At 73.5% G+C, this 23,339-nt stretch carries 21 protein-coding genes; 8 read left to right on the plus strand and 13 right to left on the minus strand.

The window, feature by feature from the left end; genetic code table 11:
• Positions 1-59 precede the first annotated feature (59 nt).
• Together MY526_RS14205 and MY526_RS14210 are read right to left on the minus strand one after the other, a co-directional pair.
• A complete protein-coding gene (locus MY526_RS14205; RefSeq protein WP_436704158.1) occupies positions 60-530 on the minus strand; it encodes a GNAT family N-acetyltransferase in 471 nt (156 codons plus the stop codon).
• Positions 527-1,543, minus strand: coding sequence for a carbohydrate kinase family protein (locus MY526_RS14210; protein ID WP_436704160.1), 1,017 nt, complete (start codon positions 1,541-1,543; stop codon positions 527-529). Before MY526_RS14210 ends, MY526_RS14205 begins: the two co-directional genes overlap by 4 nt.
• 144 nt (positions 1,544-1,687) lie before the next feature.
• Here MY526_RS14210 and MY526_RS14215 point away from each other — a divergent pair, with 144 nt between their 5' ends.
• Entirely contained in the window at positions 1,688-2,533 is an 846-nt protein-coding gene (locus MY526_RS14215) for a PspA/IM30 family protein (RefSeq protein ID WP_436691243.1), read from the plus strand.
• A 52-nt stretch (positions 2,534-2,585) separates the two neighbouring features.
• Here MY526_RS14215 and MY526_RS14220 read toward each other — a convergent pair whose 3' ends face one another.
• Positions 2,586-3,440 carry a DNA-formamidopyrimidine glycosylase family protein gene (locus tag MY526_RS14220; protein ID WP_436704162.1) on the minus strand — a complete coding sequence of 285 codons (855 nt, stop codon included), beginning with the start codon at positions 3,438-3,440 and terminating at the stop codon, positions 2,586-2,588.
• Between the two features lie 94 nt (positions 3,441-3,534).
• On the opposite strand from MY526_RS14220, the gene MY526_RS14225 reads away from it, so the two are divergent.
• On the plus strand, positions 3,535-4,116 hold the full coding sequence (locus MY526_RS14225) for an antibiotic biosynthesis monooxygenase (RefSeq protein ID WP_436691247.1): 582 nt from the start codon (positions 3,535-3,537) through the stop codon (positions 4,114-4,116).
• 33 nt (positions 4,117-4,149) lie between these two features.
• On the opposite strand, the gene MY526_RS14230 is transcribed toward MY526_RS14225, so the two are convergent.
• Complete coding sequence (locus MY526_RS14230) at positions 4,150-8,739, minus strand: ATP-dependent helicase (RefSeq protein WP_436704164.1); 4,590 nt, start codon at positions 8,737-8,739, stop codon at positions 4,150-4,152.
• Positions 8,740-8,896: 157 nt separating this feature from the next.
• Here MY526_RS14230 and MY526_RS14235 point away from each other — a divergent pair, with 157 nt between their 5' ends.
• On the plus strand, positions 8,897-10,042 hold the full coding sequence (locus tag MY526_RS14235; protein ID WP_436704166.1) for an acyl-CoA dehydrogenase family protein: 1,146 nt from the start codon (positions 8,897-8,899) through the stop codon (positions 10,040-10,042).
• 13 nt (positions 10,043-10,055) lie between these two features.
• Complete coding sequence (locus MY526_RS14240; RefSeq protein WP_436691250.1) at positions 10,056-11,339, plus strand: MFS transporter; 1,284 nt, start codon at positions 10,056-10,058, stop codon at positions 11,337-11,339.
• Here MY526_RS14240 and MY526_RS14245 read toward each other — a convergent pair.
• A complete protein-coding gene (locus MY526_RS14245; RefSeq protein ID WP_436691251.1) occupies positions 11,324-11,434 on the minus strand; it encodes an LPXTG cell wall anchor domain-containing protein in 111 nt (36 codons plus the stop codon). The two genes, MY526_RS14240 and MY526_RS14245, sit on opposite strands and share 16 nt — an antisense overlap.
• A gap of 54 nt (positions 11,435-11,488) precedes the next feature.
• Between MY526_RS14245 and MY526_RS14250 the strand changes: the two genes are divergently transcribed.
• The 3 genes from MY526_RS14250 to MY526_RS14260 all read left to right on the plus strand — a co-directional run bounded on the left by MY526_RS14250 (position 11,489) and on the right by MY526_RS14260 (position 13,569).
• Positions 11,489-11,683, plus strand: coding sequence for a DUF3046 domain-containing protein (locus tag MY526_RS14250; protein ID WP_436691252.1), 195 nt, complete (start codon positions 11,489-11,491; stop codon positions 11,681-11,683).
• A 175-nt stretch (positions 11,684-11,858) separates the two neighbouring features.
• Positions 11,859-12,899 carry a recombinase RecA gene (recA, locus tag MY526_RS14255; RefSeq protein ID WP_436691253.1) on the plus strand — a complete coding sequence of 347 codons (1,041 nt, stop codon included), beginning with the start codon at positions 11,859-11,861 and terminating at the stop codon, positions 12,897-12,899.
• A gap of 4 nt (positions 12,900-12,903) precedes the next feature.
• Positions 12,904-13,569 (plus strand): regulatory protein RecX, encoded by a 666-nt coding sequence (locus MY526_RS14260; RefSeq protein ID WP_436704168.1) that lies wholly within the window; start codon positions 12,904-12,906, stop codon positions 13,567-13,569.
• Positions 13,570-13,596: 27 nt separating this feature from the next.
• Here MY526_RS14260 and ctaD read toward each other — a convergent pair whose 3' ends face one another.
• The 6 genes from ctaD to MY526_RS14290 form a co-directional block, all read right to left on the minus strand.
• A complete protein-coding gene (gene ctaD / locus MY526_RS14265) occupies positions 13,597-15,351 on the minus strand; it encodes an aa3-type cytochrome oxidase subunit I (RefSeq protein WP_436704170.1) in 1,755 nt (584 codons plus the stop codon).
• Positions 15,352-15,460: 109 nt separating this feature from the next.
• Positions 15,461-15,883: a hypothetical protein gene (locus MY526_RS14270; RefSeq protein WP_436704172.1), complete on the minus strand. Its 423-nt coding sequence runs from the start codon at positions 15,881-15,883 to the stop codon at positions 15,461-15,463.
• Positions 15,884-15,952: 69 nt separating this feature from the next.
• Positions 15,953-16,855, minus strand: coding sequence for an amino acid ABC transporter permease (locus tag MY526_RS14275; RefSeq protein WP_436691257.1), 903 nt, complete (start codon positions 16,853-16,855; stop codon positions 15,953-15,955).
• On the minus strand, positions 16,852-17,502 hold the full coding sequence (locus MY526_RS14280; RefSeq protein ID WP_436691258.1) for an amino acid ABC transporter permease: 651 nt from the start codon (positions 17,500-17,502) through the stop codon (positions 16,852-16,854). Before MY526_RS14280 ends, MY526_RS14275 begins: the two co-directional genes overlap by 4 nt.
• 69 nt (positions 17,503-17,571) lie before the next feature.
• Positions 17,572-18,465 (minus strand): glutamate ABC transporter substrate-binding protein, encoded by an 894-nt coding sequence (locus tag MY526_RS14285; RefSeq protein ID WP_436704174.1) that lies wholly within the window; start codon positions 18,463-18,465, stop codon positions 17,572-17,574.
• Between the two features lie 21 nt (positions 18,466-18,486).
• Positions 18,487-19,260, minus strand: a complete 774-nt coding sequence (locus MY526_RS14290; protein WP_436691260.1) for an amino acid ABC transporter ATP-binding protein — start codon at positions 19,258-19,260, stop codon at positions 18,487-18,489.
• Positions 19,261-19,383: 123 nt separating this feature from the next.
• Here MY526_RS14290 and miaB point away from each other — a divergent pair, with 123 nt between their 5' ends.
• On the plus strand, positions 19,384-20,835 hold the full coding sequence (gene miaB, locus MY526_RS14295) for a tRNA (N6-isopentenyl adenosine(37)-C2)-methylthiotransferase MiaB (protein WP_436704176.1): 1,452 nt from the start codon (positions 19,384-19,386) through the stop codon (positions 20,833-20,835).
• Between the two features lie 15 nt (positions 20,836-20,850).
• On the opposite strand, the gene MY526_RS14300 is transcribed toward miaB, so the two are convergent.
• Both MY526_RS14300 and MY526_RS14305 read right to left on the minus strand, forming a co-directional pair.
• The gene (locus MY526_RS14300) at positions 20,851-21,552 is read right to left on the minus strand and encodes an alpha/beta fold hydrolase (RefSeq protein WP_436691262.1); all 702 of its coding nucleotides are present in this window, start codon (positions 21,550-21,552) and stop codon (positions 20,851-20,853) included.
• Positions 21,553-21,562: 10 nt separating this feature from the next.
• Positions 21,563-23,302: a DUF349 domain-containing protein gene (locus MY526_RS14305; protein ID WP_436704177.1), complete on the minus strand. Its 1,740-nt coding sequence runs from the start codon at positions 23,300-23,302 to the stop codon at positions 21,563-21,565.
• Positions 23,303-23,339 lie beyond the last annotated feature (37 nt).

Consider the following 23,339-nt stretch of genomic DNA (forward strand, 5'->3'; position numbering starts at 1 on the left):
CCACAGTGCCCGGTCCACTGAGGCACGTCCGCAGGCGCCCTTGACGTCAAGGGCGAAAGCTAGCCGCGGAGGGAGCGGGTCAGCACCAGGCGGTCCTGCCCCGGCCCGGCGCGGTCGCGCGACAGGTGCGCGCTCGCGCCCAGCGCGGTGGCGAACCCGACCGCGGCGACGTCGTCCGGACGCGCCGTGGCCTGGACGACGCGCGCCCCGGTCTCTCCCGCCAGCCGGTCGAACCAGCCCACCAGGCGGCGGCCCAGGCCGGTCCGCCTCCGGTCGGACCGCACCGCGAGCAGGTGGAGGTAGGCCAGCCGGTCGACGGTGACCACGCCGAGCAGGTAGCCCGCGTCGGTTCCCTCGGCGCTGCGGGCGAGCACGCCGAAACCGCCGAACTGGTCGAACCACACCGGGTCGTGCAGGGCCCGGGTGTCGGTGTCCCAGAAGTGCTCGTGGGCGGCGAGCAGCCGGGCCCGGACGACGGTCGCCGAGAGCTCGGCGAACCCGACGAGGGCCACCTCGTCGGCGGCGGTCACCTGCGGGCTGCCGCCAGCTCGTCGCGGGTCGGTGGGTCGGCGCCCACACGGGTGCAGTTGAGCGCCGCCACCAGCGCGGCGTCGTCGACGATGGGCAGCAGCCGCTCGTCGGGGAGTTCCTGCAGCGCGGTCCGGGTCGTGACGCCGGCGGCCAGGAGCCCGGCGAACAGCCCGGCGGCCAGCGAGTCGCCGGCGCCCACAGTGTCGACGACGTCCACCGGAGGCGGCTCGCGGTGCAGCAGCGCGCGGCCCGGCCGGGCGATCCGCAACGGTGCGCCGCCGTCGGTGAGCACCACCAGCGCCGCTCCACGGTCGGCCCAGCGCAGCGCGGTCGCGTCCAGGTCATCGCCGGCGTCGGGCTCGAGCCAGTGCAGGTCCTCGGCGCTGACCTTGACCACGTCGGCCCGGGCGAGCAGCCGGTCCAGGCGGGCGCGGACCTCGGCGCGGCTGTTGCCCAGCGCGGTCCCGACCGGCCCGTCGGCGAGCATCGGGCGGACGTTGGGGTCGACGCTGATCAGCGCGCGGTCCTCGGCGGCGACCCGCTCGACCAGCCGGGCGATCGCGTCGCAGCCGGGCGGGGTCCAGCTGGAGATGGAGCCGACGTGCAGGATGGCCGTCCCCTCGGGGAGGACGGCGGCCAGCTCCTCGTCGGTCCACTGCCAGTCGGCCGCGCCGAGGACGTGGAAGCCGTAGTCGGGTGAGCCGTCCGCGCCCAGGCCCACGACGGCCAGGCTGACCGGCTCGTCGGCGGCCACGAACCCGCCCGGGTCGACCCCGGACAGCTCCGCGTGCCGGCGCAGCGCCGGGGCGAGGGGGCCGGTGCCGAGCCGGGCCAGCAGCCGCACCGCCACCCCGAGCCGCCCGGCCGCCACCGCGACGTTGAGCGCGTTGCCGCCGGGTCGTGCCACGTACCGCGGCGCGGTGCCCTCCGGCCCGGCGTCCGCCGTGGGATCGGGCAGCAGATCGACGACCAGTTCACCCAGGACGCTCAACACCGGGCTCTCGGTGGACACCCCGAGACCCTAACGGGGGAGGGCCGGGGACGTCCCTGGTGGCTCACGGCCCGGCAGACCTGGGACGATGACGGGGACGACCATCGCTGCGGCCCGCCGGCCGGGGGATGACCGGTGGACGATCCGCGCCGATCAGGAGGACCGATGCCCAACCCGTTCGTGAAGATGTGGAAGTACCTCACGGCCTCCGCCAACGCCAAGATCGACGAGAAGGCCGATCCGAAGATCCAGATCGCCCAGGCGATCGAGGCCGAGCAGCAGCGGCACCAGGCGCTGGCCAACCAGGCGGCCGCCGTCCTGGGCAACCAGCGGCAGCTGGAGATGCGGCTCAACCGGCAGCTCGGTGAGGTGGAGAAGCTGCAGGCCTCGGCCCGCCAGGCGCTGGTGCTGGCCGACCAGACCCGCGCCGCGGGGAACGGGGGCAAGGCCGCGGAGTACGAGAACGCCGCGCAGGCCTTCGCCACCCAGCTGGTGGCCGCCGAGCAGGCGATGGAGGACCTCAAGCGCAGCCACGACGAGGCGCTGCAGGCCGCCGAGCAGGCCCGCGGTGCGGTCGAGCAGAGCCGCATGCGGCTGCAGACGACGCTGGCCGAGCGCACCAAGCTGATGAGCCAGCTCGAGCAGGCCAAGATGCAGGAGCACGTCGCCGCGTCGCTCAAGCAGGTCAACGAGCTGTCGGCACCGGGGAACACGCCCAGCCTGTCGGAGGTCCGCGACAAGATCGAGGCGCGGTACGCCAACGCCCTGGGGCAGGCCGAGCTCGCGCAGACCTCGGTCGAGGGCCGGATGCTCGAGGTGCAGAAGGCCACGCTCGACGTCGCCGGGGCCTCCCGCCTCGACCAGATCCGGGCCTCCATGGGCCAGCCCTCGGGGCCGGCCGCGGTCACCGGCGGATCTGTCGGGCCGGCGCTGGAGAAGGGCTCGCCGACGGTCGAGACCCCGGCATCGCAGCCGGTGGCCCAGCCCGCCGAGCGCCCGGAGCAGCAGTAGAGGACCCCCTCCTACCCACCCCTCGCACGCTCGGGGGGCTGGAGGGGCCGCCTCAGGGCGCGCTGGGCAGCGGTGGTGGCCGGCCGGGCTCGCCGGTGCGCGCGGACGGGTCGATCGGCGAGCGTGCGGCCTGGCAGCGCGGGCACCAGTAGGTGACGCGTTCCTGCAGGTCCGGGCCCTGGTCGCCGCGCAGGATCGCCGTGCCGCAGCGGCGGCACGGGCGGTCCTTGTGGCCGTAGACCCAGTGGTGCCGGCCGCGACGCAGGTCGCCCGTGGTGCTCTGCTCGGGGTGCTCGCGATTGGCCAGCATCAGCGTGCGGGCGCGCTCGACCAGTCCGCCGAGGTCGGCGACGTCGGCCACCCGCGCCCACGGGTGGACGCCGCAGAGGAACAGCGACTCGACCTTGTAGAGGTTCCCGATGCCGGCCAGGTTGCGCTGGTCGAGGAGGGCGACCCCGATCTGCTCGTCGGGGTGGGCCCGGAGCCGCCGCAGCGCCTCCTCGAGATCCCAGTCGGGAGCCAGGACGTCGGGGCCGAGGTGACCGACCAGCTGGTCCTCGTGGGCGGTGCGGACCATGGCGATGTCGTGCAGCCGGTAGCCGACGCACTCCCACTCGTCGGTGGCCAGCACCGCCCGGACGGCGAACGCGGGGCCGCCGCGCCACTTCGCGCCGGGCCGGTAGATGTGCCAGCTGCCGTCCATCCGGAAGTGGGTGCGCAGCGTCCAGCCGTCGGCGAAGCGGACCAGCAGGTGCTTTCCGCGGGGCACGACCTCGGTGACGGTCGAGCCGGCGAGGTCGGTCGCGGCCAGCTGGGGCACGCGCAGCTCGCCGCGGCGCAGCGTCGAGCCGGCGAGGGCGGTGTTCATCCGCTTCGCCGCCAGCCAGACGGTGTCTCCCTCGGGCACGCCGCCAGTGTCCCCTCCGGGCCGGTGAGCTGCTGTGACACCGCCGACAGCCGGGATGACCGGCGGGTCTCTCAGCGCTGAGGTGTCCGTGGCCGTGACAACCCTGCTCCGCTCCCGCCTGTCCCGCCAGGAGGTCGCGGGCCGGACTCCCGAGCCGGTGACCGTCACCGTCGCCCGCGTCGTCCGCCCGCACCGGCGGCAGGCCTTCGAGCGGTGGGCCGCCGACGTCCTCGCGCTGGCCGCGACCTTTCCCGGCAACCTCGGCGGCACGCTGCTCAAGCCCGGGCCGGGCAGCTCGGAGTACCACCTGGTGTACCGGTTCACCGACGACGCCTGCCTGGCCGCGTGGGAGCGTTCCGAGGAGCGCCGGACCGCCCTCGAGCGGATGCAGGAGATGGTCGACGAGGAGCGGTACGCGCGGGTCGCCGGGCTGGACAGCTTCTTCACCCGGCCGGCCGCACCCGGCCCGCGCTGGCGGTCGACGGTGCTCACGATCGCCGCGGTCTTCCTCATCACCTCGACGCTGCAGCTGCTCTTGATGCCGCACCTCGGCGCCTGGCCGTGGCCGGCCCGGCTGCTGCTGTCGGCGTGCCTCGTGGTCGTGCTGCTCGGCTACGTCGTGATGCCGACGCTGACCCGCGTCTTCGCACGCTGGCTGCACCCCGCGCGCGACTGACCGCTGCTCCGGGCCGCATCTGCCGGCCTCGGATCAGGCGCGCAGGCGCAGCCCGCGGGGGGTGGCCGCGAAGCCGGCGGCCTGGAGCGCCGAGGACAGGGGTGTCGTCTCGTGCACCGACGCGCCGTCGGCCTTCTGCACGACCATCCGGCCGAGCGCACCCGCGGAGGCCGCACCGGAGAGCGCCGTCGCGGCCTCCTTGAGCAGCGTCTCGTCCTCGGTCCAGGAGAGCAGCGTCTTGCCGCCCCGCTCCACGTAGAGCACCAGGTCGCCGTCGACCAGCACGACCAGCGCCCCGGCCTTGCGCCCGGCGCGGTGGCCCGCGGCTCGCCGTCCGCCGCCGCTGCCCTCGCCGACGTCGACGGCGTCCTCCGTCCCGGCCGTGCGCTCGGGCCACGGCAGGGCCGCCCCGTACACGTTGGCCGGATCCGTCGCGGCCAGCACGATCGCACCGCCGGGTACCCGGTCCGGTGTGGCGAAGCTGCGCAGCCGGTCGACCGACCCCGGCGTGCCGAACTGCGCGGCGCCGAGGGTCTCGACGAAGTAGCCGCGCCGGGCCCGGCCGTTCTCCTCGAACGCCCGCAGCACCGGGTAGACGGCGGAGAAGCCACCGGGGACCTGCTCGGCCATCACCGCGCCGCGGGTGAGCACCCCGTGCCGTTCCAGCAGGGCCTCGGCGCGGGCGGTCGTCCGCTTCGTGGGGTTGGCGTCGCGATCGGGCAGCCGTGACCAGCGGCCGGCCACCGTCGGCGGACCGGTGCGGGTCGGCATCGCCGGCCGGCCCAGCCGGGTGCGCCCGTACCGCGTGCGGTCCATCCTGGCGCGCGGCGGTGCCGGCTGCCGCTTGTGGGTGCCGCCGCCGGTCAGCCGGGTGCGGAGCGGGGCGAGGGTGTCGTTGGTGAGCACGCCGGCCCAGACGAGGTCCCACACGACGTCGGCCAGCGCGGCGTCGTCGGTGGCACCCACGAGGTCGGACAGCCCGCGGAAGAACACCGCCTGGCCGCCGGCCAGCCGCTCGAGCACGGCGGCCCCGGCGCCGCCCTCCACGGGCAGCTCCAGCGGGTCGGGGAGCAGCAACGGCGCCACGTCGGCCGGCACCAGGGTGATCCACCCGTCCCCGCCGGGCAGGCCCCCGGCCCCGGCCCACAGCACCTCCCCGGCGCTGGTCAGCTCGTCGAGCATCGCCGGGGAGTAGTCGCGGACCCGCGCGGGTAGCACCAGCGACTCCAGGGCGCTCGCGGGCACCAGGGCCCCGGCCAGCTGCTCGACCACGGCCAGCACGCCGTCCGGGCCCCGCATCCGGCTGCCGACCGACTGCCAGGACGGGGTGAACCGGGCGAGGGTGTCGATCGGCACCGGCTCCACCTCCTGGCGCAACCGGGCCAGGCTGCGCCGGCGGATCGACCGCAGCACGTCGGCGTCGCACCACTCCTGGCCGGTGCCGCCGGGGCGGAACTCGCCCGTGACCAGCCGGCCGGTGCCGACCAGCCGCTGCACGGTCGCGGTGACGACGGCGACCCCCAGCCCGAGCCGCTGGGCCACCTCGCCGGGCTGGAACGGGCCGTGGGTGCGGGCGTAGCGGCCGACGAGGTCGCCGAGCGGGTCGGGCACCGGCTCGGTGAAGACCTCGGGCACACCGACCGGCAGCGCGGTGCCCAGGGCGTCGCGCAGCCGGCCGGCGTCCTCGATGGCGACGTGGCGCTCCTCGCCCGCGATCCGCACGACCAGCGCGCGCCGGGCCGCGACCAGCTCCGCCAGCCACTCCCCGGACACGCCGCGGGCGGCGGCCTCGGCCGCGGTGAGGTCGCCGACCAGGCGCAGCAGGTCGCCCGCGCCGTCGAGGTCCCGGGGGTGGCGGGCGGCCGGCAACCGCTGCAGCTCGGCCTCGACCTCGGCCAGCGCCTCGGCGTCCAGCAGCTCCCGCAGCTCGGACCGGCCGAGCAGCTCGGCGAGCAGCCCGGTGTCGAGCGCGAGCGCCTGGGCCCGGCGCTCGGCCAGCGGCGCGTCGCCCTCGTAGAGGAACTGGCCGACGTAGCCGAACAGCAGCGACTGGGCGAAGGGGGAGGCCGACTGCGTCTGCACGTCCACGACCCGCACCCGCCGGGAGCGGACGTCCCGCATGAGCTCCTCCAGCCCGGGCACGTCGTAGACGTCCTGCAGCACCTCGCGGGCTGCCTCCAGCGTGATCGGGAAGCTGGAGAACTCGCTCGCCACCGAGAGCAGCTGGGCGGCCCGCTGCCGTTGCTGCCACAGCGGGGTGCGGCGGCGCGGGTCGCGGCGGGGGAGCAGGAGCGCGCGGGCGGCGCACTCGCGGAACCGGCTGGCGAACAGGGCGGAGCTGCCGACCTCGGCGGTCACCTCGCGCTCCACGTCGTCCGGGTCGAGGACGGCCAGATCGGCCTCGGGTGGCTCCCCGGTCGTGTCGGGGAGGCGGAGCACGATGCCGTCGTCGGAGTGCATGGACGCGACGTCCACGCCGTAGCGCTCCCGCAGCCGGGCGGCCAGCACCAGCGCCCAGGGGGCGTTGACCTGGGCGCCGAAGGGGGAGTGGACGACCAGACGCCAGTCCCCCAGCTCGTCGCGGAAGCGTTCCACGAGGAGCGTCCGGTCGTCGGGGAGGTGGCCGGTCGCCTGCTTCTGCTCGGCGAGGTAGGCCAGCAGGTTCGCCGCTCCCCACTCGTCGAGCCCGGCGGCCCGTGCGCGGTCGAGGCCGGCCTCCGGTGCGGCCGCGCCGACCTCGCGGAGGAAGGCGCCCAGTGCCCGGCCCAGCTCCAGCGGGCGGCCGGGGGCATCGCCGTGCCAGAACGGCATCTTGCCCGGCTGCCCGGGGGCGGGGCTGACCAGGACGCGGTCGTGGGTGATCTCCTCGATCCGCCACGAGGACGAGCCGAGCAGGAAGACGTCGCCGGTCCGGGACTCGTAGACCATCTCCTCGTCCAGCTCTCCGACCCGGCGCCCGCCGGTGCCCTCGCCGCCGACGAGGAAGACGCCGAACAGGCCGCGGTCGGGGATGGTGCCGCCACTGGTGACCGCCAGCCGTTGGGCGCCGCTGCGGGCGGTGAGGGTGTCGGTGACGCGGTCCCACGTCAACCGCGGCCGCAGCTCGGCGAAGGCATCGGAGGGGTAGCGGCCGGCCAGCATGTCGAGGACGGCCTGGAGCGCGGAGTCCGGCAGGGAGGCGAACGCTGCCGACCGGCGCACCAGGTCGGCCACCTCGTCGACCGTGCGCGGCCGTTCGGAGACGATCGCGACCACCTGCTGGGCGAGCACGTCGAGCGGGTTGCGCAGGTAGCGGATCGACTCGATCGCGCCGGCCTTCATCCGTTCCGCGACCAGCGCGCACTGCACCAGGTCACCCCGGTACTTGGGGAACAGCACGCCACGGCTGACCGCGCCCACCTGGTGGCCGGCCCGGCCGACTCGTTGCAGCCCCGAGGCCACCGTCGGCGGCGCCTCCACCTGGACGACCAGGTCGACGGCGCCCATGTCGATGCCCAGCTCGAGGCTGGAGGTGGCGACCACCGCGGGCAGCCGTCCCGACTTCAGCGCCTCCTCGACGACGGCCCGCTGCTCCCGGGACACCGACCCGTGGTGCGCCGCGGCCACCGGCTGCACGCCCTCGGGCACGCCGTCCCCGGAGCCCGCCTGTGCCATCAGGGCGGCGGCGTTCGTGCCCGGTGGGACCGTCTCCCCGGTCGCCCGCTCGTAGGCCAGCTCGTTGAGCCGGCTGGTCAGCCGTTCGGCCAGCCGCCGCGAGTTGGCGAAGACGATGGTGCTGCGGTGCGCCTGGACGAGGTCGAGCACACGTTCCTCGACCGCCGGCCAGATCGACGTCCGGGGCTGGTTGCCCGCCGCGGAGCCGTCCAGCTCACCGGTCGGCTGGCCCAGCGTGCTCATGTCCTCGACCGGGACGACGACCGACAGGTCCCACTGCTTGACCGATCCCGGTGCCACCACCTGCACCGGACGGCCGCCGGCCAGGAAGGTGGCCACCTCCTCGATGGGACGAACGGTCGCCGAGAGCCCGATCCGCTGGGCGGGGCGCTCCAGCAGCTCGTCCAGCCGGTCGAGGGTCACCGCCATGTGCGCGCCCCGCTTGGTGTCGGCGACGGCGTGCACCTCGTCGACGATCACCGTGTCGACACCGCGCAACGCCTCCCGGGCCGCGCTGGTGAGCAGCAGGAAGAGCGACTCGGGAGTGGTGATGAGGATGTCGGTGGGGCGGCGGGCGAACGCACGTCGCTCGTCGGCGGGGGTGTCACCGGAGCGGATGGCGACCTGGATCTCGGGGCGGGGCAGGCCCAGCCGCGCGGCGGCTTGACCGATGCCGGCCAGCGGCGCCCGCAGGTTGCGTTCGACGTCCACCGCCAGGGCCTTGAGCGGGGAGACGTAGAGCACGCGGCAGCGGGCCCGTTCGTCGGCCGGGACCGGCGTGCGGGCCAGCCGGTCGAGGGACCAGAGGAACGCGGCCAGGGTCTTGCCGGACCCCGTCGGCGCCACCACCAGCGCGTGCCCGCCACTGCTGATCGCCTCCCACGCACCCTCCTGCGCGGCAGTGGGCTCGGCGAAGGCGCCGGTGAACCACGCCCGGGTGGGCTCCGAGAACCGGTCGAGTGCGGTCACGGACCCAGTCTCCACAGGGGTACGACAGTCCGCTGGCGTGCGAGGACCACGAGGCCCGGCAGTTCCCCGCCGCCCGGCTTCCGCCGGGGACCGCACCCCGGCGGGTGCGAGGACCGGCGCTCGGGTGAGGACGGTCGCGTCGGGCACACTGACGACCATGCGCCGTTCGCTGTACGAGGCCGAGCACCAGGACTTCCGGGAGATGGTCCGGGCCTGGGCCGAGAAGACGATCGTCCCGTTCCACGCCCAGTGGGAGAAGGACGGCATCGTGCCCCGGGAGGTGTGGACCTCCGCGGGTGCACAGGGCCTGCTCGGCATCGACATGGACGAGGAGTACGGCGGCGGCGGGGTCCGGGACTTCCGCTACCAGGCGGTCATCGACGAGGAGCTGATGCGCATCGGCGCGACCGGCGTCGGGTTCGCGCTGCACAACGACGTCGCCGGGCCGTACCTGCGGGACCTCGGCACCGAGGAGCAGCGGCGGCGCTGGCTGCCCGGCTTCTGCAGCGGCGAGCTGATCACCGCGATCGCCATGACCGAGCCGGCGGCCGGCAGCGACCTGCAGGGCATCCGGACGACGGCCCGCCGGGACGGCGACGCGTGGGTGCTCAACGGCTCGAAGACGTTCATCACCAACGGCATCAACGCCGACCTGGTCATCGTGGTGGCCCGCACGGACCCCGATGCGCCCGGCTCCAAGGGGATCAGCCTGCTGGTCGTGGAGCGGGACATGCCCGGCTTCACCCGCGGTCGCAACCTGGAGAAGGTGGGGCTCAAGGCCCAGGACACCGCCGAGCTGTTCTTCGACGGCGTGCGGGTGCCGGCGGAGAACCTGCTCGGCACGGAGAACCGCGGCTTCTACCACCTGATGGAGAACCTGCCGCAGGAGCGGCTGTCCATCGCCGTCGGCGCGGTGGCCTCGGCCGAGGCGGTGCTCACGCACACCGTCGACTACGTCACCAGCCGGACGGCGTTCGGCAAGCCGGTGAGCAGCTTCCAGAACACCCGGTTCGTGCTTGCCGAGCTGCAGACCGAGGTCACGATCGCGAGGACGTTCGTCGACGAGTGCCTGCGCCTGCTCAACGCCGGCGAGCTCACACCGGTCGATGCCGCGATGGCGAAGTACTGGACCACCGACCTGCAGAACAAGGTCGCCGACCGCTGCCTGCAGCTGCACGGCGGGTACGGCTACATGGACGAGTACTTCGTCTCCAAGGCCTGGCGCGACGCCCGCATCCAGCCGATCTACGGCGGGACGAACGAGATCATGCGGGAGATCATCGGCCGCTCCATGGGCCTGTAGGCGGGGTCCCGCGGTGAGGACCGGGGCGGCGACCGTCCTCGACCCGGTGCGGGTCCAGCGCCGGACCCTCGGCGTGCTGGGCGGCGGAGTGGCGCTCGGAGGCCTCGGCGTGACCGTCGGCATCACCGTGGGCGGTCTCCTCGCGCGGGACGTCGCCGGCACCGACACCGCGGCCGGGCTCGGGCAGACCGCGGGCGTGCTGGGTGCCGCCGTCATCGCCGTCCCGCTCGCCCGGATCAGCGACCGTGCCGGCCGTCGCACCGGGCTGGCCGCCGGGTACGCCGTCGCCGTCCTCGGCTCCGTGCTCACCGTCGTGGCCGCCGTCCTCTCGTCGCTGGCCCTGCTGCTGGTCGGGCTGTTCGCCTTCGGGGCATCCACCGCCTGCGGGCTGCAGGCGCGGTACGCCGCCGCCGACCTCGCCGAACCGGAGCACCGCGGACGGGCGCTGTCCCTCGTGGTGTGGGCGACCACGGTCGGCTCGGTGCTGGGACCCAACCTCGCCGGCCCGGGGGAGGTGCTCGGCGAGGCGCTGGGGCTGCCGCCACTCGGCGGGGCGTTCGCCATCTCGGTCGCCGTCTTCTCCCTCGTGGCGCTCGGCTTCCTCGTTCTGCTGCGCCCCGATCCGCTGCTGCTGGCCCGGCGGTTGCGCGGTGCGGGTGCGGGGTCGGGCGTCCGGGCCCGGCGCGCCACGTCGGCGGCGGTCCGGGCGGTGTGGGCCGACCCCGGGGGTCGACTCGGCCTCACCGCGGTGGTGGTGGCCCACTCCGTGATGGTCGGGGTCATGGTCATGACACCGGTGCACATGGGACACGGCGGCGGGACGGAGGGCGCCACGCTGCGCGTCATCGGGCTGGTCATCAGCGTGCACGTCGCCGGGATGTACCTGTTCTCGCCGCTGGTGGGCCTGCTCGCCGACCGCGCCGGGCGCCGGGCGACGGTCGCGGTGGCCGCCGCCCTGCTGCTCGCCGCGGCCGCGCTCGCCGGAACGGCCCCGCCGGGGGCCGCCGTCCAGCTCGGGGTGGGGCTGCTGCTGCTCGGCCTCGGCTGGTCGTGTGGGCTTATCGCCGGCTCGACGCTCGTCACCGAGGCGGTGCCGGAGGACCAGCGGCCCACCGCGCAGGGAGCGACCGACCTGCTCATGGGACTGGGCGCGGCGCTGGCCGGAGTGGCCGGCGGACCGCTGCTCGCGCTCGGGGGCTACGGCCTGGTCGCGGCCGTCTCCGCCGCCCTGGTCGCCCCGCTGGTCGCGGTGTGGGCCCGGCCGGGTACCGCAGCGGCGGCTCAGCGACCCCGGTAGTTGCGGTACAGGAGCACGAGGGAGACCAGCAGGCACAGCACGATGCCGATCTCGAGGACGAGGTCCCACGTCGACGACCCTGTGCTGGGAAACACGCCGCCAGCGTAGGAGCGGACGGCGTCCCCTGCGGGCGCGTTAACGTCGACGGCGTGCGCCTGCAGGAGTTCTGGTCCCGACTGGCCGACCACTTCGGCTCCATGCGTGCCGAGAGCGTCGCCCGGGACCACGTCTTCGCCTCCCTGGGCGGCCGGACCGCGGTGGAGGCCATCGAGGCGGGCCTGTCGGTGCGACGCGTGTGGCTGGCGATCTGCGAGGAGTACGAGGTGCCACGCAAGGAGCGGTGAGTCGGCAGACCGGGGCGTGTCACGCTGGCAGTCGAACACACGTTCGGGCTAGATTGGACGGCGCAGTCCACAGGCCGGGCGTTCCTCCACAGGTCCACCGCTTCCCCCGGAAGTGTCGGACCTCCGCCCTAGCGTCGACACCGACCCGCTTCCCCGTGATCCGAAGGTGAACACCATGGCAACGCTCGACCGCGACAAGGCCCTCGACATGGCCCTCGCCCAGATCGACAAGCAGTTCGGCAAGGGCTCGGTCATGCGGCTGGGCGACAACCCCGCGCAGGCGATCAAGGTCATCCCGACCGGTTCGATCGCCCTCGACATCGCCCTCGGCATCGGCGGCCTCCCCCGGGGCCGCGTCATCGAGGTGTACGGCCCCGAGGCCTCCGGCAAGACGACGGTCGCCCTGCACGCGGTGGCCAACGCCCAGGCGGCCGGCGGCATCGCGGCGTTCATCGACGCCGAGCACGCGCTCGACCCGGACTACGCCCGGGCCATCGGCGTCGACACCGACGCCCTGCTGGTCAGCCAGCCCGACACCGGCGAGCAGGCGCTCGAGATCGCCGACATGCTGATCCGCTCCGGCGCGCTCGACGTCATCGTCATCGACTCCGTCGCCGCGCTCGTGCCGCGGGCGGAGATCGAGGGCGAGATGGGCGACAGCCACGTCGGTCTGCAGGCCCGGCTGATGAGCCAGGCGCTGCGCAAGATCACCGGCGCGCTGAACAACTCCGGCACCACGGCGATCTTCATCAACCAGCTGCGTGAGAAGGTCGGCGTGGTCTACGGCTCACCGGAGGTCACCACCGGTGGCCGCGCCCTGAAGTTCTACTCGTCGGTCCGGCTCGACGTCCGGCGGATCGAGACCCTCAAGCAGGGCACCGACGCCGTCGGCAGCCGGGTCCGGGTCAAGGTCGTGAAGAACAAGGTGGCCGCGCCGTTCAAGCAGGCCGAGCTCGACCTCATCTGGGGCCTCGGCTTCAGCCGGGAGGGTGGCCTGATCGACGCCGGCGTCGAGCAGGGCTTCATCCGCAAGTCCGGTGCCTGGTACACGTACGAGGGCGACCAGCTCGGCCAGGGCAAGGAGAACGTCCGCACCTTCCTGCGGGACAACCCCGACCTCGCCGACGAGATCGAGAAGAAGGTCAAGGAGAAGCTGGGTATCGGTGCGCAGCTCGACGCGCCCGCCGCCGACCCCACCGACCCCGTCGACTTCTGAGCCGGTGAGCGGTTGGCCCGAGGCGCGCCGGCGTCAGGCTCCCGGCAGCCGACGCGGGCGGCGCTCCGGAACGTCCCCTGACCCGGACGGTCCGGACGTCGCCCCGCCGGACGGCGGTGCAGAGAACGAGGACGAGGCGGGCGATCCCGAGCAGGTCGCTCGGTCGATCTGCCTGCGGGCGCTCACCGGTGCGCCGAAGACCCGTCAGCAGCTGGCCGATCTCCTGGCCAAGCGGGGAGTTCCCGACGACGCCGCCGAGCGGGTCCTCGACCGCTTCGGCGAGGTCGGACTCATCGACGACGCCGCGTTCGCCTGCGCCTGGGTGACGTCGCGGCAGTCGGGTCGCGGCCTGGCCCGGCGAGCGCTCAAGGCCGAACTGCGGGCCAAGGGCGTCGACGGGGAGGTCGCCGAGCAGGCGGTCGCCCTGGTGGACGACGAGGACGAGTGGGCGGCGGCGCGGCGGCTGGTCGAGCGCCGCCTGGGCAGTGTCCGCCGGGTCGACCGCGCCACCGCCGAGCGGCGGTTGATCGGCATGCTGGCCCGCAAGGGCTACGGCTCCGGGCTGGCCGCCTGGGTGGTGCGGGAGGCGCTCGACCAGGACGGGGCCGAGGAGGACGACGACGCCCCGGCGCAGCACAGCGACCTCGGCCTCGACGCCTGGCTTCCGTGAGCGCCTCCTGCGTCGTCGCCGCGCAGGTCAGGTGGGATCGGGGTCGTTCGGGCCCTGGCGGTGCCCCTCGGTGAGGCCGACCTCGCTGACGTACGGCTCGTGCCGCTTGCCGGCGTGCGCCTCCATCTGCAGGCGCTCGACCAGGTGCGGGTAGTGCGCCTCGAACGCCGGCCGCTCGGAGCGGATCTTCGGGATCTCCACGAAGTTGTGCCGCGGCGGCGGTGACGAGGTCGCCCACTCCAGCGAGTTTCCGTGGCCCCACGGGTCGTCGCGTAGCGCCAGCGCACCGTGCCGCCAGGACCTCACCACGTTGTAGAGGAACGGGATGATCGAGGCGCCGAGCACGAACGAGAAGATGGTCGAGACGGTGTTCAGCGTGGTGAACCCGTCACTGGGCAGGTAGTTGACGTACCGGCGCGGCATGCCCTCGTTGCCCAGCCAGTGCTGGATCAGGAACGTGCCGTGGAAGCCGATGAACGTCATCCAGAACTGCAGCTTGCCCAGCCGCTCGTCCATCATCCGGCCGCACATCTTGGGGAACCAGAAGGCGATCCCGGCGTTGGCGGCGAACACGACGGTGCCGAAGACGACGTAGTGGAAGTGCGCGACGACGAAGTACGAGTCGTGCATGTGCCAGTCCAGCGGCGGACTGGCCAGCAGCACGCCGGTCAGGCCGCCCAGCAGGAAGGTCACCATGAAGCCGATGGACCACAGCATCGGCGTCTCGAAGGTCAGCTGGCCCCGCCACATCGTGCCGATCCAGTTGAAGAACTTCAGCCCGGTCGGCACGGCGATCAGGTAGGTCAGGAAGGCGAAGAAGGGCAGCAGCACCGCGCCGGTGGCGTACATGTGGTGCGCCCAGACCACCAGGGAGAGGAACCCGATGGCGAGGGTCGCGCCGACCATGCCCTTGTAGCCGAACAGCGGCTTGCGGCTGAACACCGGGACGACCTCGGTGATGATGCCGAAGAACGGCAGCGCGATGATGTAGACCTCGGGGTGGCCGAAGTACCAGAACAGGTGCTGCCACAGCATCGGCCCGGCCATCTCGTCGGAGTAGACGAGCGCGCCGAGGTTCCGCTCGGCCAGCAGCGCGAACAGCGCGGCGGTGAGGATCGGGAAGACCAGCAGCACGAGCATGCTGGTGACCAGCGCGTTCCAGGTGAAGATCGGCAGCCGGAACATCGTCATCCCGGGGGCCCGGAGGCAGACGATCGTCGCCATGAAGTTGACGCCCCCGAGGATCGTGCCGAGGCCGCTCACGGCCAGCCCGGCCATCCAGAGGTTGCCGCCGACGCCCGGCGAGTGCTCGACGGTCGACAACGGGGCATAGGCGGTCCAGCCGAAGTCAGGTGGTCCGCCGGGGGTGAGGAAGCCCGAGACGACGATCGTGCTGCCGAACAGGAACAGCCAGAAGGAGAACGCGTTCAGCCGCGGGAAGGCGACGTCGGGAGCGCCGATCTGCAGCGGCATGACCAGGTTGCCGAAGGCGAAGAACAGCGGCGTCGCGAACATCAGCAGCATCACCGTGCCGTGCATGGTGAACAGCTGGTTGTACTGCTCGGGGGAGAGGAACTGCAGTCCGGGCCGGGCCAGCTCCCCGCGCATCAGCATGGCCATCAGGCCGCCGAGGATGAAGAACACGAACGAGGCCGCCAGGTACATCAGGCCGATGACCTTGTGGTCAGTCGTCCGCAGCAGAGCGGTCAGGCGGGATCCGCGCTTGGGTGGGGGCAGGTCACTCGGGCGGCTGACGATCGGCTGCGGTGCGAGTGCGGTCATGCCGACTCCCGGGACGCTGACGAGCTCCGCCGGTGGTGGCGCTGCACCGTCCATGGTGGCCCATCGAGGGCCGGGACGGAACGGCTGAGCCGATCCGCCCGTGCGCAGGTCAGCCCGCGGTGCGGGCGACCGCCGACCAGGCGGACACGTCGACGGCCACGCCGTCCGGCGCCTCGTCGTCGGGCACCAGCCAGCTGCCCTCCGTGCCACGTCCGTGCGCGAGCCACGTCTGGATCTGCAGGTCGAAGGCGCGCTCGGAGGAGGCCGCCGAGCGGCTGACCGGGCCGAGGAAGGTCAGGTCCGACTCGTTCCCGCCGGCGAAGCGCAGCACCACGCGGCACCGGGATCGGCGGTGCCGGGCCGGCGGCACGACCTCGCGGACCACAGCGGTGGCGGCGCCCGCGGCGGCGGCGAAGTCGGGAGCGGCGGCGCGCATCCGGGCCACGAACTCCTGGGCGGCGTCCGTGCGACCGTCGGTCAGGCGCGCAACGGCGGGCAGCGGCGGCACGGCGGGTCGGAGAGCGGTGTCCACGTCGCAGATCTCGGCAGTCCGGGCGACGGACGTGACCGCCCGGTGCACAGGAGTCCCACCTGCGTCACGTCACACCGGGACGGCGCCGCCACCCCCGCCCATCTGGACGTCGGCCGGCAGCTCCGGCTCGGCCACGGCGGCCGCCTTGGCACTGCGCCGCGTCCGGCTCTCGACGTACCGCGCCAGGGCGGAGAGCAGCACGTTGACCACGATGTAGATCACCCCGGCCGCCACGTAGAGCTGGAAGGTGTACATGCTGCCGAACTGGAAGTTGAAGAACTCCACGAGGCTGCGCGCGGTCCGCAGCAGCTCCACGTAACCGACGATGAAGCCCAGGGACGAGTCCTTGAGCAGCACCACCAGCTGCGCGACCAGGACCGGCAGCATCCGGCGCACCGCCTGCGGCAGCAGCACGAGCGTCATCACCTGCGTCTTGCGCATGCCGAGGGCGAAGGCTGCCTCCTGCTGCCCGCGGTCCACCGACAGGATCCCGGCCCGGAAGATCTCCGCCAGGACCGCCATGTTGTAGAGCGTCAGGCCGAGGACCAGCGCGCGGAACGCGGTCATGGGGACGCCGATGGTGGGGAGGAACAGCAGGCAGAACAGGATCAGGATCAGCAGGGGAACGGCGCGGAAGAACTCGATCACCACGCCCACGGGGGCCCGGACCCAGGCGTGGTCGGACAGCCGGCCGACCGCGAGCAGCGCACCGAGGACGGTGGCCAGCACCATGCCCACGGCGGCCACCGCGAGGGTGTTGACCAGTCCGTTCCACAGCGCCTGCGGCACACCGGACGCCGGGTCGAACAGGATCGCCCATCGAGCGGGGTCCAGCTGGCCGTTGGTGCCCAGCCGCCACAGGGCCACGCCGATGAGGCCCAGGACCACCAAGGCCCCGATGACGGTGCCGACGCGCTGCCGGCGCCGGGCCTTGGGGCCGGGCAGGTCGAACAGGACGCTCGTGCTGCTCATCGGACGATCGCCACCCGCTTCTCGATGGTCCGGATCACCCAGGCCGAGGGCAGCGTGATGACCAGGTAGCCGAGCACCACCGCGGCGAAGACGGCGAGCAGCTGGTCGGCGTTGAGGTTGGCCAGTCGCTGCAGCGCCGCGGTGAGCTCGGTGACGGCGAAGCCGGCGGCGATCGAGGTGTTCTTGGCCAGGGCGATCCACACGTTGCCCAGCGGCGGGACGACGGTGCGGAAGGCCTGCGGCAGCACGATGGTCCGCAGGGTCTGCCCGAAGTCCAGGCCGAGAGCGCGGGCGGCCTCGGCCTGTCCCGGGGGGACGGAGTTGATGCCGGAGCGCAGCGCCTCGCACACGAACGCGGCGGTGTACAGCGACAGCGCGGCCACCGCCGTGATGAAGCGGGTGGGGAACTGCAGGTCGACGTAGACGAGGCCGAAGAAGAGGAAGAAGAACACCACCGTGAGCGGGGTGTTGCGGAAGACCTCGACGTAGAAGGTGGCCAGCCCGCGCAGCGGCGGCACGGGGCTCACCCGCATGCCGACGAGCACCGTGCCGAGCACGAGCGCGCACACGCCGCTGACGACCGAGAGGGAGAGCGTCGTCAGGAACGCCCGCCACAGCAGGTCGAAGTTGTCGCTGAGGAACTGCACCGCGGCCTCTCCACGTCGGGGACGAGGCGGCGCCGCCGGGCGGGATCGGCCCGGCGGCGCCGCGGGGACTCAGTAGCGGTCGACCGCCGGCGGCTCGGGGGCCTCCTCGCCGGTGATGGCGCCGGCGGTGCGGTCCCAGGCCTCGGCCCAGCGGCCGTCCTCGTAGGCCTCCTCGAGGACGTCGTTGATGAAGTCGCGGAACTCGGTGTCACCGAGCGCCAGCCCGATGCCGTACGGCTCCTCGGTGAACGGGTTCCCGACCAGCTCGAAGCCCTCGGGGTTGCCGGCCACCAGTCCGGTGAGGATGACGTTGTCCGTCGTCACCGCCTGCACGTTGCCGTTGGCCAGGTCGTCGGCGCACTTGGAGTAGACGTCGTAGGTGACCAGGTTGGCCCCGGCGTAGTTGTCGCGGATGTTCTGCGCGGGGGTCGAGCCCTCGACCGAGCAGACCGTCTTGCCCACGAGGTCCTCGGGGCCCTGGATGCCCTCGGGGTTGCCCGCGGCGACCATGATGTCCTGGCCGGCCACGTAGTAGGGCCCGGCGAAGTCGACGACCTGCTTGCGGGTGTCGTTGATGGTGTAGGTCGCCACGACGATGTCGACCTGACCGTTCTGGATGAACGGCTCGCGGTTGGCCGAGACCGTCTCGGTCCACTCGATGGCGTCGGCCTCGATGCCCAGCTCGCCGGCGACGATCTTGGCGATCTCGACGTCGAAGCCCTCCGGGTCCTGGGTCTGCGGGTTGAGCAGGCCGAAGCCGGGCTGGTCGTACTTCGTGCCGACGGTGATCGCCCCGGCCTCGCTGAGCTCGGCCATCGTGGTGCCGGGCTCGAAGTCGACGTCCTCGGCGACCTCGGCGGTGTTCTCGGCGGCGTCCTCGGCCTGCTGTCCGGCCTCGCTGGAGCAGCCCGCGAGGACGAGGCCGAGGGCCCCGACGGCGGCGGCGTAGCGGGTGATGCGCATGTGTGTTCCTTTCCGCCGGGCTCAGTGTTCGAGGATCTTCGAGAGGAAGTCCCTGGCCCGGTCCGACTGGGGGTTGGTGAAGAAGGTCTCGGGGTCGGCGGACTCGACGATGCGGCCGCCGTCCATGAACACGACCCGGTTGGCCGCGCGGCGGGCGAAGCCCATCTCGTGGGTGACGACGACCATGGTCATGCCGTCGCGGGCGAGCGAGATCATGACGTCGAGGACCTCGTTGATCATCTCGGGGTCCAGGGCGGACGTCGGCTCGTCGAAGAGCATGACCTTGGGGTCCATCGCCAGCGCCCGCGCGATCGCCACGCGCTGCTGCTGGCCGCCGGAGAGCTGAGCGGGGTACTTGTCGGCCTGAGCGCTGACGCCCACCCGCTCGAGCAGCTCCCGCGCCCGCGCATCAGCCGCGGCCTTCGACTTCCCGCGCACCTTGGTCGGGCCCAGCGTGACGTTCTGCAGGATCGTCTTGTGGGCGAACAGGTTGAAGCTCTGGAAGACCATGCCCACGTCGCTCCGCAGGCGCGCGAGCTGCTTGCCCTCCTCGGGCAGCCGCTCGCCGTCGATGCTGATCTCGCCCTGCTCGATCTTCTCGAGGCGGTTGATCGTCCGGCACAGCGTCGACTTCCCCGAGCCCGACGGGCCGATCACGACGACGACCTCGCCGCGGTCGACGGACAGGTCGATGTCCTGCAGCACGTGGAGTTCGCCGAACCACTTGTTGACGCCGGAGAGGCGGACGAGAGGTCCTCCCGTGGTGTGGGCGTCGCCCTTCTCGAGGCTGGTCACGCAGGGGACCCTAGGGCCGGGAGACGACGGCGGCCGAACCGAGCGATCACGAAGGCGTAACGAAGCCGCAGGTGGTGTGAGCGGCGGAACACCCGGTGGAGCGGCCGTACCCTCGCAGTCGTCATGGGAACCGATCTGCAGGCTGCCGCGCGGACCTACCGGGTCCGTACCTACGGCTGCCAGATGAACGTGCACGACTCCGAGCGCCTGTCTGGGCTGCTGGAGGCCGCCGGCTACGCCCCCGCCGCCGAGGGGGTGGACGCCGACGTCGTCGTCCTCAACACCTGCGCCGTGCGGGAGAACGCCGACAACCGGCTCTACGGCAACCTCGGGCACCTGCGCCCGGTGAAGGACGCCCACCCCGGCATGCAGATCGCCGTGGGCGGGTGCCTGGCACAGAAGGACCGCGGCGAGATCGTCCGCCGCGCGCCGTGGGTGGACGTCGTCTTCGGCACGCACAACGTCGGCTCGCTGCCGGCTCTGCTGGAGCGGGCCCGGCACAACGCCGAGGCCCAGGTGGAGATCGCCGAGGCCCTCGAGGTCTTCCCCTCCACGCTGCCGGCCAAGCGGGACTCCGCCTACTCCGGCTGGGTCTCGATCAGCGTCGGGTGCAACAACACCTGCACGTTCTGCATCGTCCCGGCGCTGCGGGGCACGGAGAAGGACCGCCGACCGGGAGAGATCCTGGCCGAGGTGCAGGCGCTGGTGGACCAGGGCGTGCTCGAGGTGACGCTGCTCGGCCAGAACGTGAACGCCTACGGCGTCGAGTTCCGCGACCGGGGGGCCTTCGCCGACCTGCTGCGTGCGACCGGCCGGATCGAGGGCCTGGAGCGGGTGCGGTTCACCAGCCCGCACCCGCGCGAGTTCACCGACGACGTCATCGCCGCCATGGCCGAGACCCCGGCGGTCTGCCACCAGCTGCACATGCCGCTGCAGTCGGGGTCGGACGAGGTCCTGCGCCGGATGCGCCGCGGCTACCGGCAGGAGCGCTACCTCGGGATCATCGACCGGGTCCGCGCCGCCATGCCCGACGCCGCGATCACCACCGACGTCATCGTGGGCTTCCCCGGCGAGACCGAGGCCGACTTCGCGCAGACCCTCGACGTGGTCCGCGCCGCCCGGTTCGCCAGCGCCTTCACCTTCCAGTACTCCAAGCGCCCCGGGACACCGGCCGCCGACATGGACGGGCAGGTCCCGAAGGACGTCGTCCAGGAGCGGTACCTGCGGCTGACCGCGCTGCAGGACGAGATCAGCCTGGCGGAGAACCGGGCGCAGGTCGGCCGGACCGTCGAGCTGCTGGTCGCGGCGGGGGAGGGCAGCAAGGACGCCCGCACGGGCCGGCTGTCCGGCCGGGCCCGCGACGGGCGGCTGGTGCACTTCACGGCGGCCGACGGCGTCCGGCCCGGCGACGTGGTCGAGACGGTGGTCACCCACGCGGCGCCGCACCATCTGGTCGCCGACGGCCCGCTGGTCTCGCACCGCCGCACCCGGGCCGGGGACGCCGCCGAGGCCGGTACCCGCCCGACCACCCCCGGCGTCCTGCTGGGCATGCCCCGGATCGGTGCCCCCGCCTGAGGGACCGGCTCCGCGCTACGCCAGCTCGAGCAGCAGCTCGGCGAGCTCCCGGGGCCGGTTCTGCGGCACGAGGTGGGTGGTCGCGATCTCGCGGTAGGCCCAGGCGTCCGACGCCCGCGCCCGGGCGGCGGCGGCCTCGAACGCCGGGTTCGGCGGCACGCCTGGCTCGTCGGCGGTGGCCCGCACGTAGGTGCGCGAGAACGGCCACTCCTGCAGCGGGCGGGACAGCCGCACCGGCTCGGTGAAGCAGCCCACCGGGTGGAGCGTGCGGCGGGGCCGGGAGAACGCCGCCTCGGCGGGGTCCTCGTAGGTGCGCTCGGGGCCCTCGACCAGCCAGACCGTCGCCAGGCCGACCGGGGCCGGGCGCACACCGAGCAGCCCGTACAGCGAGTCGCCGTCCCCCGGCACGAACGCGTCGAGGTAGACCAGCGACCGCACCCGGTCGCCGACGGCGTCGAGCGCGCCGGTGACCACCATGCCGCCGTAGGAGAACCCGAGCAGGACGACCTCGTCGAGGTCCTCGTAGAGGAACTGGTGCACGACGTCGGTGACGTGGGTGGTGAGGTCCACCTGCGGGCTGGCCAGGTGCGAGCGCTCACCGATCCCGGTCAGGCCGGGGGTGAAGACCTCGTGCCCCGCCGCGGACAGCAGCCGGCGCACGTGGCGGAACCCGTGGGCCCCGCCCCAGGCGCCGTGGACGAGGACGTAGGTCGTCACGGTCGGCCGGTCAGCGGCGGGACGCGGCCTTCTCCGCCTCGGCCAGCCACTCCCGGCGGGTGGCGAGGTTGGCCTGCGCGTCGGCGATCCGCCGGGCGTCGCCGGCCGCCTCGGCCTTGGCCAGCTGCTCCTCGGCCTTGGCGACCGCCTGCCGCATCGAGGTGACCATCGGGTTCTCCGGCGCCACCCGGGCCCGCGTGGAGTCGACGGCGCCGCGGATGCGCTGCTCCACGGCTTGCATGCGGTCCTCGAGCTGGCGCATGACCCCGCGCGGCACGTGGCCGATCGCGTCGTAGCGCTCCTGCAGTTTGCGCAGCGAGTTCTGCGCCCCGCGCAGGTCGGACGTGGCGTCCAGCTTCTCGGCCTCGGCGAGGATCTCCTCCTTGGCCTGCTGGTTGGCCACCTGCTCGCTGGTGCGCTGCTTGTCCGACTCCGAGCGTGCGGTGAAGAAGACGTCCTGGGCGGCGCGGAACTGCTTCCACAGGTCGTCGTCACCGTCGCGGCCGGTGCGGGGGACGGCCTTCCAGCGGTCCATCAACGACCGCATCGCCGCGCTGGTGGCGCCCCAGTCGGTGGAGCTCGACAGCCGCTCCGCCTCCTTGATGAGCTCCTGCTTGGCCGCCCGGGCCTCGCCGCGCTGCTGGTCGAGCGCGGCGAAGTGGGCGCCGCGGCGGCGGCCGAAGGCGTCGCGGGCGGCGGCGAACCGGCTCCACAGCGCCTCGTCGGTCTTGCGGTCGATGCCGCGGATGGTCTTCCACTCCTCGACGATGGCCTTCAGCCGGTCACCGGCGGCCTTCCAGGAGGTGGACTCGGCGGCGATCTGCTCGGCCTCCGCGGCGAGCGCTTCCTTGCGGGCGACCTGCGCGGCGCGCGCCGCGGCCTTCTCGGCCCGCGACTCGGCGGCCGCCGAGTCGGCGGTGTCGACCATCGCCAGCGCACGGGCGGCCAGGCCGTCGAGGTCGCCGACCGCGGTGGCGGTCGGGATGGAGTCGGCGAGGGCCTGCGCCTTGGCCTTGATCTCGCTCGGGTTGCCGGTGTGCGCCTTCAGCCGCGCCTCCAGCAGCGACACCTCGGTGGCGAGGTCGTCGTAGCGGCGGGCGTAGTGGGCCAGCCCGGCGGCGGGGTCACCGGCCTGCCAGGACCCCACGACCCGCTCCCCCTCGGCGGTGCGGACGTAGACGGTGCCCTCCTCGTCGACCCGGCCCCACTCGGCCGGGTCGGACGCCGGCACCGACGGCTCGGCGGGCGTGGGGACGGCGTGCTCGCCCGGGGGCGGTGCGGGCACGTTGTGCTCGACCGGGGCGGCGGGCTCGGTCCTGTCGGTGGGCTCTGCCGGGGCGGCGGGCTCGGTCCTGTCGGTGGGCTCTGCCGGGGCGGCGGGCTCGGTCCTGTCGGTGGGCTCTGCCGGGGCGGCGGGCTCGGTCCTGTCGGTGGCCTCGGCCGGCGCGGTGAGCTCTGCCGGCGCGGTGGGCTCTGCCGGGGCAGTGGGCTCTGCCGGGGTGGTCGGTCCTGCCGGGGCGACGACCTCGGGGGCGGTGGCCTCCGGCCGCACCCTGTCCGTGGGGTCCTGCGGTGCGGCGTCCGGCGCGGGAACGGGCGGAGCCGGGTCGGCCGACGGGTCGGCGAGGGCGGCGTCGCCGGGGGTGGGCGCCGCGGCCGTCCCGGCCTCGGGGGTGACCGCCTCGGACCCTGCCGTCTCCGACGAGGGCTGCTGCTGCCAGGGGGTTCCGGCGTTCTCCGTGCTCGACACGTCCCGGAGTGTCCCACGCCGCATCCGGGACACTGCT

The sequence above is a fragment of the Geodermatophilus sp. CPCC 205761 genome (genome assembly GCF_051383655.1).
In the GTDB taxonomy this organism is placed as follows: domain Bacteria; phylum Actinomycetota; class Actinomycetes; order Mycobacteriales; family Geodermatophilaceae; genus Geodermatophilus.

What these genes read in the sequence shown, in the direction of transcription:
- MY526_RS14215 (WP_436691243.1), top strand. Translation starts at nt 1,688, where the DNA reads ATGCCCAACCCGTTCGTGAAGATGTGGAAGTACCTCACGGCCTCCGCC.
- MY526_RS14235 (WP_436704166.1), top strand. Translation starts at nt 8,897, where the DNA reads ATGCGCCGTTCGCTGTACGAGGCCGAGCACCAGGACTTCCGGGAGATG.
- recA (WP_436691253.1), top strand. Translation starts at nt 11,859, where the DNA reads ATGGCAACGCTCGACCGCGACAAGGCCCTCGACATGGCCCTCGCCCAG.
- ctaD (WP_436704170.1), bottom strand. Translation starts at nt 15,351, where the DNA reads ATGACCGCACTCGCACCGCAGCCGATCGTCAGCCGCCCGAGTGACCTG.
- MY526_RS14275 (WP_436691257.1), bottom strand. Translation starts at nt 16,855, where the DNA reads ATGAGCAGCACGAGCGTCCTGTTCGACCTGCCCGGCCCCAAGGCCCGG.
- MY526_RS14285 (WP_436704174.1), bottom strand. Translation starts at nt 18,465, where the DNA reads ATGCGCATCACCCGCTACGCCGCCGCCGTCGGGGCCCTCGGCCTCGTC.
- miaB (WP_436704176.1), top strand. Translation starts at nt 19,384, where the DNA reads ATGGGAACCGATCTGCAGGCTGCCGCGCGGACCTACCGGGTCCGTACC.